General features: G+C 29.8%; 10 protein-coding genes. 6 read left to right on the forward strand and 4 right to left on the reverse strand.

Features of this window, described 5'->3' with window-relative positions:
• From ACTG3S_RS08155 to ACTG3S_RS08165, 3 genes are all read left to right on the forward strand, one after another.
• Nucleotides 1-819: dicarboxylate/amino acid:cation symporter (locus tag ACTG3S_RS08155; protein WP_439128859.1), on the forward strand; the 819-nt coding region annotated here is incomplete at its 5' end.
• A gap of 65 nt (nucleotides 820-884) precedes the next feature.
• Nucleotides 885-1,730, forward strand: a complete 846-nt coding sequence (locus ACTG3S_RS08160; protein ID WP_439128860.1) for a sulfurtransferase — start codon at nucleotides 885-887, stop codon at nucleotides 1,728-1,730.
• Between the two features lie 2 nt (nucleotides 1,731-1,732).
• Nucleotides 1,733-2,059, forward strand: coding sequence for a hypothetical protein (locus tag ACTG3S_RS08165; RefSeq protein WP_439128861.1), 327 nt, complete (start codon nucleotides 1,733-1,735; stop codon nucleotides 2,057-2,059).
• A 130-nt stretch (nucleotides 2,060-2,189) separates the two neighbouring features.
• On the opposite strand, the gene fahA is transcribed toward ACTG3S_RS08165, so the two are convergent.
• Nucleotides 2,190-3,467 carry a fumarylacetoacetase gene (gene fahA, locus ACTG3S_RS08170; protein WP_439128862.1) on the reverse strand — a complete coding sequence of 426 codons (1,278 nt, stop codon included), beginning with the start codon at nucleotides 3,465-3,467 and terminating at the stop codon, nucleotides 2,190-2,192.
• Between the two features lie 195 nt (nucleotides 3,468-3,662).
• Here fahA and glyA point away from each other — a divergent pair, with 195 nt between their 5' ends.
• From glyA to ACTG3S_RS08185, 3 genes are all read left to right on the forward strand, one after another.
• Nucleotides 3,663-4,937, forward strand: coding sequence for a serine hydroxymethyltransferase (gene glyA / locus ACTG3S_RS08175; protein WP_439128863.1), 1,275 nt, complete (start codon nucleotides 3,663-3,665; stop codon nucleotides 4,935-4,937).
• A 130-nt stretch (nucleotides 4,938-5,067) separates the two neighbouring features.
• A complete protein-coding gene (locus tag ACTG3S_RS08180) occupies nucleotides 5,068-6,954 on the forward strand; it encodes a CBS domain-containing protein (RefSeq protein WP_439128864.1) in 1,887 nt (628 codons plus the stop codon).
• Entirely contained in the window at nucleotides 6,954-8,129 is a 1,176-nt protein-coding gene (locus ACTG3S_RS08185; protein WP_439128865.1) for an aspartoacylase, read from the forward strand. Before ACTG3S_RS08180 ends, ACTG3S_RS08185 begins: the two co-directional genes overlap by 1 nt.
• Nucleotides 8,130-8,160: 31 nt before the next feature.
• On the opposite strand, the gene ACTG3S_RS08190 is transcribed toward ACTG3S_RS08185, so the two are convergent.
• The 3 genes from ACTG3S_RS08190 to ACTG3S_RS08200 form a co-directional block, all read right to left on the reverse strand.
• Entirely contained in the window at nucleotides 8,161-8,346 is a 186-nt protein-coding gene (locus tag ACTG3S_RS08190; protein ID WP_439128866.1) for a CsbD family protein, read from the reverse strand.
• A gap of 113 nt (nucleotides 8,347-8,459) precedes the next feature.
• On the reverse strand, nucleotides 8,460-8,696 hold the full coding sequence (locus ACTG3S_RS08195) for a hypothetical protein (protein ID WP_439128867.1): 237 nt from the start codon (nucleotides 8,694-8,696) through the stop codon (nucleotides 8,460-8,462).
• An 88-nt stretch (nucleotides 8,697-8,784) separates the two neighbouring features.
• Nucleotides 8,785-9,848: DNA recombination protein RmuC (locus ACTG3S_RS08200; RefSeq protein ID WP_439128868.1), on the reverse strand; the 1,064-nt coding region annotated here is incomplete at its 5' end.

The following is a 9,848-nucleotide window of genomic DNA, read 5'->3' on the forward strand; positions in this document are numbered from 1 at the left end:
ATGTTTGTTGGTATTTCTTTATTATTAATACCAGAAAAAAAAGCCAAACCATTAATGGATTTCTTTGATTCTTTAAATGAAATGGTAATGAAAATGGTAGATTTAATTATGCTTTTTGCTCCTTATGCCGTTTTTGCATTGTTGGCTAATGTTATAATTGCTTTTGATGATACCGAAATTCTATTAAAACTGTTGGTGTATGCTTTGTGTGTGGTTGGTGGTTTATTATTAATGATAGGCTTCTATCTTTTTTTAGTAGCTGTTTATACCAAAAAATCCCCAATGTGGTTTTTAAAACAAATAAGTCCTGCTCAATTATTAGCATTTTCTACAAGTTCTAGTGCTGCAACATTACCAGTAACTATGGAAAGAGTAGAAGAACATTTAGGCGTAGATAAAGAAGTATCTGGTTTTGTATTGCCTGTTGGTGCTACAATTAATATGGATGGCACAAGTTTGTATCAAGGTATTGCAGCTGTATTTATTATGCAGGTCGTTTGGCCAGAAGGCGCTACATTTTCGAATCAATTAGTAATTATTTTTACAGCTTTGTTGGCTTCTATAGGATCTGCAGCTGTGCCTAGTGCTGGTATGGTAATGTTGGTAATTGTTTTAGAATCAATAAATTTCCCTGCAGAATTACTACCCATTGGTTTGGCATTAATTTTTGCTGTAGATAGACCTTTAGATATGTGTAGAACTACTGTAAATGTTACAGGAGACGCCACTGTATCTATGCTAGTTGCAAAATCTTTAGACAAATTACACGATAACCCTATAGAAAAGAACTGGGATGATAATTATGATAAGGTGAAATAAAAATCAGAAATATTTTTGTTTAGTAAATACCTTCTAAAAATTAGTTAAAAAAAACTTTAGTTACAATGCAATTGATAATTAACGCTCCTTTAGTTTCTGTAGATTGGTTAAACAATCATTTAGAAAACAAAAACTTAATTGTATTAAATTGTACGATACCAAAAGTAACAGCAAGTACTTCACATAAAAGTGATGTAAAGAAAGAACAGATAAAAGGAGCCATTTTTTTTGATTTAAAGCAAACATTTTCTGATACTGATGCAACTTTTCCAAATACTGTATTATCACCAGAAGATTTTCAAGAAAAAGCACAAGATTTGGGCATTAATAATAATAGTGCCATTGTTTGTTATGATGATTTAGGTATATATTCATCTCCAAGAGTTTGGTGGATGTTTCAATTAATGGGTTTTACTAACATAACAGTATTAAATGGTGGTTTTCCTACGTGGAAATCAAAAAACTATCCAGTTGAAGTAGCACAGAAACATCAACTTAAAAAAGGTGACTTTACAGCTTTTTACCAACCTAAAAAAATAAAATTTACCAAAGATGTTTTTAATGCTATTGAAGATGAAGAAACATTAATTATAGATGCACGTTCTAAAGGTAGATTTTTGGCAACAGAACCAGAACCCAGAAAAGATTTAAAAGGCGGACATATACCTAATTCTATTAGTTTGTCTTTTGTTGATATTTTAGATAACGGAAAAATGAAAAGTACATCATATTTACAAAAAATATTTAGTAATTATAATAATAAAGAAAACTTAATTTTTACTTGTGGATCTGGTATAACAGCTTCAATATTAGCTTTAGGAGCTGATCTAGCGGGTGTAAAAAACTACGCAGTTTACGACGGTTCTTGGACAGAATGGGCCAGTACATATAATTTACCAATAGAAAAATAATTATGAATTTAGATTGGACCAAAAAGGAATTTGAAGCGTACGTTCTTTTATACGCAGCCCATTGCAACCATATAGAAGATGATAACGAACAAGCATTTATACGTTCTAAAATAGATGATAAAACGTTTCACAGAATGCATACAGAAGTTGTGGTAGATTCTGAAGAAGAAAATTTAAATAAAATTCAGCAATATTTTAGAGAAAACGAATTTACACAGAAAGAAAAAGAGGTCCTTTTAAGAAATATAAAAAAAGTATTTTTTGCGGATGGTTCTGTAGATTATTTAGAGAAAAAGGTATTTGATATTTTAAAAAAGATATTTTATTAAAATTGTATTGCTATTTTTAAAACCCTTTGATTTAAAAGATTATATTCATAATATAAGTTATAAGAAGTAAAATAAATACATAAAAAAACCTCACAAAGTGAGGTTTTTTTCATAATGGTAGTTTTGCGTTTTATTTAGCAGGTAAAATTTTACCAACACATTCTCCAAAACCTATTCGAACTTTATCATTTTTACAATGTGCTCTCATAATAACAGTATCATTATCATTTATAAATTTACGTGTGCTACCATCTTTTAGTTTTATAGGATTTTTACCACGCCAAGTCAATTCTAACATAGAGCCAAAACTATCTTTTGTAGGGCCAGAAATAGTTCCAGAACCCATCATATCTCCAGCTTCTACAGGACATCCGTTTACGGTATGATGTGCCAACTGTTGTGCCATGGTCCAGTACATATACTTAAAATTAGAGTTTGCAACAACTGTTTCTTCTCCATTTTCTGGTTGTATACCAACTTGTAAATTAATATCATAACTTCCTTTTCCTTCTTGTTTTAAATACGGTAAAGGCTTGTGTTCTTGTTTTGGATTCTCGGTTCTAAAAGGCTCTAAAGCATCTAAAGTTACAATCCAAGGTGATATGGTAGAGGCAAAACTTTTTCCTAAAAATGGGCCAAGAGGTACATATTCCCAAGCTTGGATATCTCTTGCAGACCAGTCGTTAAATTGCACCAATCCAAAAATATATTCTTCAGCTTCTTCAATCGGAATTCGATCACCTAAAACATTGGCATCTGTAGTTATAAATGCCATTTCTAATTCGAAATCTAATAATTTTGTGGGTCCAAAACCTGGTGTATTACTTCCTTCTACTGGTTTTGTTTGTCCATAAGGTCTTCTGATTGGTGTTCCAGAAGGGATTATTGAAGAACTTCTACCATGGTAACCAATTGGTATGTGCAGCCAATTTGGTAACAAAGCATTTTCTGGATCTCTAAATAAAGACCCAACATTAGTAGCATGTTCTTTACTTGCATAGAAATCTGTATAATCTCCAACAGCAACTGGTAAAAGCATTTCTACTTCATCCATTCTAAAGATAATTTTGTCTTTGTGAGCTGCATTATCTCTTAATGATCCATTGGTAACATCAAAAACTTCTGCAATTCTATTTCTTACCAAACGCCAAGTTTTTCTTCCATCTGCAATAAAATCATTTAAGTTGTCTTGCAAAAACATATCGTCTGTTAAAGGGATGTCTTCAAAGTAGCCTAATTGATGAAAAGCGCCTAAATCTATAGCAAAATCGCCAATTCTACTTCCAATTGTAATAATATCATCTCTGGTAATAAAAACTCCAAAAGGAATATTCTGAATTGGAAAATCTGAATCTTCATCTACTTTTAACCAAGATTTTCTGTTTGGATTATTTGCTGTTATTATCATTTGTGTTTTTTTAGTTTTATCAAATTTATGTAATTTTTTATCATTTTAGAAAAGAAAAACAAGCAATAACTTATTTTTAACATCCTTTTTTTTAATTAATAACAAATCTTAATAAGTTCTACAAAATACTCATAATTCTTGTTTTTTTAAAATGTGTTTTTCACTATTTTTGGTCTCTTAATAAAATCTATAATAATGCAAATAGACAATCAAATTTTTGATCTTATACAAGAAGAAAAAGAAAGACAGTTAAATGGTTTAGAGTTAATAGCTTCTGAGAATTTTGTAAGCGACCAAGTAATGCAAGCCCAAGGTTCTATTTTAACCAATAAATATGCAGAAGGCTACCCAGGAAAAAGATATTATGGCGGTTGTGAAGTTGTTGATGTTATTGAACAAATTGCTATAGATAGAGCAAAAGAATTATTTGGTGCTGCTTATGTAAATGTGCAACCACACTCTGGCTCTCAAGCAAATACAGCTGTTTTTGCAGCGTGTATAAAACCAGGAGACACTATTTTAGGTTTCGATTTGTCTCATGGTGGGCATTTAACACATGGTTCTCCTGTAAATTTTTCAGGTAAATTATACAATCCTGTTTTTTATGGAGTAGAAGAAGAAACAGGTGTTTTAAATTATGATATAATTCAAGAAATTGCAACCAAAGAGCAACCAAAATTAATAATTGCTGGTGCATCTGCATACTCTAGAGATATAGATTTTGAGCGTTTTAGAAAAATTGCAGATAGTGTAAATGCTATTTTAATGGCAGATATTTCTCATCCTGCTGGATTAATAGCCAAAGGTATTTTAAACGATCCTTTACCACATTGTCATATTGTAACTTCTACCACACACAAAACTTTACGTGGTCCAAGAGGTGGTATTATTATGATGGGACAAGATTTTGAGAATCCGTTTGGAGAAACTTTAAAAAGTGGTAAACCAAAAATGATGTCTATGTTATTAAACTCTGCTGTTTTTCCTGGTAATCAAGGTGGACCCTTAGAGCACGTTATTGGTGCTAAAGCGATTGCTTTTGGAGAGGCTTTAACAGATGAGTTTTTAGAATATCAAATACAAGTAAAAGAAAATGCTGCAGCAATGGCAAAAGAATTTGTTGCTAAAGGTTATAAAATTATTTCTGGAGGTACAGATAATCATTGTATGTTAATCGATTTACGTAACAAAGGTATTTCTGGTAAAGATGCAGAAATTGCTTTAGGTAAAGCAGACATTACCGTAAATAAAAACATGGTACCTTTTGATGATAAATCTCCTTTTGTTACCTCTGGTATTCGTGTTGGAACACCTGCAATTACAACAAGAGGTTTAAAAGTAGAAGATATGAAACAGGTAGTAGATTTTATAGATGAAGCTATCCAAAATGCAGATAATGAAGAAGCTTTACACGAAATAGGAGAAAGAGTTGCTGAAATGATGAGCTCTAGAAGATTATTTGTAATGTAAAAACATTATTTCTAATAATTTATTTTTTTGAAACACCAAGATTTATTTCTTGGTGTTTTTTTGTACTGATAATTGTCATATTTAAATCCCAATATTTTTCCGTACTTCGTTGTAATACAAGTTATTTATTATGGGATCACAATCGGTTACAGCAATAAAAACTCAAAAAGACAGAAAAAAATTTGTACGTCATTTACTAAATGATATTGAAGCTTTTGAGTTAATGTTACAAAACAATTTATTTGAAGCAGGAATTACAAGAGTAGGGGCTGAACAAGAAATTTGTATTGTAGATAAAGATTATAGACCGTCTGTAAATGCTTTAAAAATTCTAGAAAAAATAAAAGATGATCATTATACAACAGAGTTAGCACTTTTTAATTTAGAAATTAATTTAGATCCTTTTGAGTTAAAAGATAATTGTTTTTCTAAAATAGAAAAGCAATTAACAAAGCTGTTAGATAAAGGCTATAAAGTAGCAGAAGCTACGGAAAACAACAAATTAATTTTAGCCGGTATTTTACCCACAATTAGACAAAAAGATTTAATTTTTAAAAACGTAACACCTTTTAAACGCTATAAAACTTTAAATAATGTTATTAAAAAAATTAGAGGAAATGATTTTAAATTACACATACAAGGTGTAAACGAACTTATTTTAAAACACAAATCTATATTATTTGAGGCTTGTAATACAAGTTTTCAAGTTCACCTACAAATTAGTCCAGAAGAAGCTATAGATAAATACAATTGGTCTCAGGCAATTGCAGGTCCACTGTTATCAATAATGACCAATTCCCCTTTATTATTGGGTAAGGAACTATGGAGCGAAACCAGAATAGCACTATTTCAACAAAGCATAGATTTACGGAATGTTTCTCATTTTTCTAGAGAACAAAAACCACGAGTATCTTTTGGAACAGATTGGGTTAAAAACTCTATTTTAGAATTATTTACAGATGATATTGCCAGATATCCACCCATTGTTTCCTCTGAGTTTGATGAAGATTCTTTACAAACTGTAAAAGAGAGAATTATGCCAAAATTAAAGGCGCTAAACTTACATAATGGTACTTTGTACAAGTGGAATAGATTGTGTTATGGCGTTCATAAAAACATCGCGCATTTGCGTATAGAAAATAGATATATTCCATCTGGCCCTAGTATTAAGGACGAAATTGCCAACACACTATTATGGGTAGGTGTTATGCAAGGGATGCCTAAACAATACGAAAAAATTTGGCGAAAAATGCCTTTTTATGATGCAAAAGGTAACTTTATAAATGCTGCAAGAACTGGTATCAATACCTATTTTTCTTGGTTTGGTAAAGGAATTTCTGCAAAAAAACTATTAGAAAATATTTTAATTCCGATGGCAAAAGAAGGGCTCTTAAAATCTAATATAGATGAGGATGAAATTGATTATTACTTAGAAATTATTCAAAAAAGAATTGATAAAAGTACTACTGGTAGTAAATGGATAATTAGAAACAAAAGACAACTTAAAAAAGAAGTTTCTATTTACGAGACGAACGTGATATTAACAGAACATATGTATAAAAACCAACGCTTAAACATTCCCATTGCAGAATGGCAACCAATTAATATGCATAAAAATGATATCTCTAAAAAATATGATAAGGTATATAAAATAATGTCTACGGCTTTGTTTGTAGTACACGAAAACGATTTGTTACAACTTGCACATAATATAATGCTCTGGAAAAACATCAACCATATACCTGTTGTAGATAAATTTAATAGGGTAGTTGGCGTTATCGAAAAAAAGCAATTAGATAATTTAGATTTTACTTCTAAAAACATTAAAAATAAGGTAGCTAAAAATATTATGACTAAAAATTATGATACAGTAGCACCAGAAACATCCTATCAAAAAGTAAAAAAACTGATACAAGATACAGAAAATACAGCAGTAATCGTTTTAAGCAACAATAAGCTAGTTGGAATTTTTACAAAAAGTGATTTAGAACGTATTGAAAAAATTAAAAATAGTTAATGAGAAATACCATAGATATTATATCTTTTGAAGAAAAAATTACTGTTCAAAGAATTCTAGGACAAATTAAAGGCATTAAACAATCGCCCACAGTAATTGCTATTGCAGGTATTCATGGAAATGAAAGGGCAGGAGTAAATGCGTTGTTAAAAGTTTTTAAAACGATAAAAGAAGATGCTTTACAATTAAAAGGTAACTTTTACGGTATTGCTGGTAATATGAATGCCATTTCTAATAATATTCGTTTTAAAAATGTAGATTTAAATAGAATTTGGACCAAAGAACAACTCTTAAATACGTATTTAGAAGAAGATTTAAAAGGAGAATCTAAAGAGCAAAAAGAAATTTATGACATCATCAAAAACATATTAGAAACAGAAGTTGGCCCTTTTTATTTTTTAGATTTGCATACTACCTCTGCAGATACACAACCCTTTATCACCATTAGCGATTCTTTAAATAATAGATCATACTCTTCTAACTTTAATATACCTACCATTTTAGGGATAGAAGAATTTTTAGACGGCCCATTATTAACTTATATCAACGAATTTGGACATGTAGCACTAGGTTTTGAAGCGGGCCAACATAATAAAAAAGTTTCTGTAGATAATGCTATTTCTTTTCTTTGGTTAGCCTTAGTTTCCGCTAAATGTATTTCTAAAAAGTATGTAGGAAAATATTCTTTTTATAAAAAATCGTTATCTGTGTTTAAAGAAAGACAAGAGTTTTATGAAATTAATTATAAGTACTCCATTAAACCGTTTGAAGATTTTAAAATGGTGTCTGGTTATAAGAATTTTCAGCAAATAGAAAATAATGAATTATTAGCGTTTTCTAACGGAAATGAAGTATTTGCAAAATCTGCGGGTAAAATTTTTATGCCTCTATATCAACAAAAAGGAGATGATGGCTTTTTTATAATTACAAAAATATCTAGTTTTTGGTTGTATCTCTCAAGAATTTTAAGAAAACTATCTTTTCATAATTTTTTAAGACTATTACCAGGTATATCAACAGATAAAAAAAAACCACACACAATAATAGTGAATCCCAAAACAGTAAAATTTTTGGCAACAGACATTTTTCATTTGTTTGGGTATAGAAAAAAAGTACTAAAGAAAAATAAGATACATTTTATCAAAAGAGACAGAAAAGTAACTAGTTTTCTTTAATACTTTTAGTTATTTATTTAAAAAATAAGTCTTACCAGTTGCTTATTTCTTCTTTAATTTTATCGCGAGTTTCTCCATATTTTTCTTGGATTTTACCCACTAATTTATCTACAGATCCTTCTGCTTCTGCAGATTCGTTATCGGTAATTTTACCATATTCTTCTTTAAACTCACCTTTTATTTGTTTCCATTTTCCTTGACTTGTATCTGTATTCATTGTAGTTTTTTTTATGTATTGTATGTACAATACTGGTTAATAATACTACAAATTTAAAAGGATTGATGTTTGAAACTTATCTACATCCATAGAAATTGTAACTCAAAAGAAAACTATTTGTTCGAGTTCTGTATTTTATCAGCTACTTTATTATTCGAATTTTTTGTACTAGATTGTATTTGTTTTTCTATTTCATCTTTATCTGAACCTGTTAAGCGATTTTTAGAACTGTCTGTATCTTTATAACCTTCTTTTACAGTTCCTTTTAAAGGATGTAAACCTTCTTCATGTTTATCTCCTGAATTTCCTTTGGTAACATTTTCTGCGCTAGCTCTCTCTTTATTTGACATAATTTTACTTTTTTAGTTCTAAGTAAAATTATAAATAAACACTTGCTGTAAGTAGCAATATCAATTTAAATAAGAACTCAAAAGCAAATTAATCGTTATTATTTGCACGTTCTATAATTTTTTCTGGGAGTGCTTTTTTTGCTTTGGCGCCCATTTTTTTCAATTTTTCGATACTTGTAATAATATTTCCTCTACCATCTACTAACTTATTCATGGCACTAGAGTACTCTTTTTTACTGTCATCAATTCGTTTTCCAATAGTAATTAAATCGTTTAACAAACCTTGAAATTTATCGTACAAAGCACCAGCTTGTCTTGCAATTTCTAAAGCGTTTCTTTGTTGTTTTTCATTATTCCACATAGTATCTATAGTACGCAATGTTGCTAATAGGGTAGAAGGTGTAACAATTACAATGTTTTTTTCGAAAGCTTTGTTATATAGATTAGTATCTGAATTTAATGCCACAGCAAAAGCGGGTTCTATTGGGATAAACAACAACACAAAATCTGGCGATTCTATTTTGTATAAATCTTCATACTTTTTATCGCTCAATTGTTCTACATGTCTTTTTAAAGAATTGATATGTTCCTTTAAAAAACGCTCTTTTAAAACATCATCTTCTGCATTTATATATTGTTCATAAGCCACTAAAGAAACCTTAGAATCTACAATCATTTTTTTGTTATCTGGTAAATGAATAACCACATCTGGCAACACTCGTTTCCCATCATCATTGGTAAAGCTTTGCTGTACAAAATACTCTCTATCTTTCTCTAAACCAGACTTTTCTAATACACGTTCTAAAACCAATTCACCCCAATTACCTTGCATTTTATTATCGCCTTTTAATGCTTTTGTTAGGTTGATGGTTTCTTTACTCATTTGTTGATTTAGTTCTTTTAAACCCAATATTTGTTGGCGTAAAGCAGCATGATAATCGATACTTTCTTTGTGTGTTTTTTCTACTTTATCTTCAAAACCTTTAATTTTTTCTTGTAAAGGGCTTAAGATATTTTTTATATTTTCTTTGTTTTGTTCTGTAAATTTTGATGATTTTTCGTCTAAAATTTTATTGGCTAAATTCTCAAATTCCTTGGTAAACTTTTCGTTTAATTTTTCTAACTCACCTTTGTTTTCTTGTAATTTTTCTG

This window comes from Polaribacter sp. (assembly GCF_965656025.1).
Taxonomy (GTDB): domain Bacteria; phylum Bacteroidota; class Bacteroidia; order Flavobacteriales; family Flavobacteriaceae; genus Polaribacter.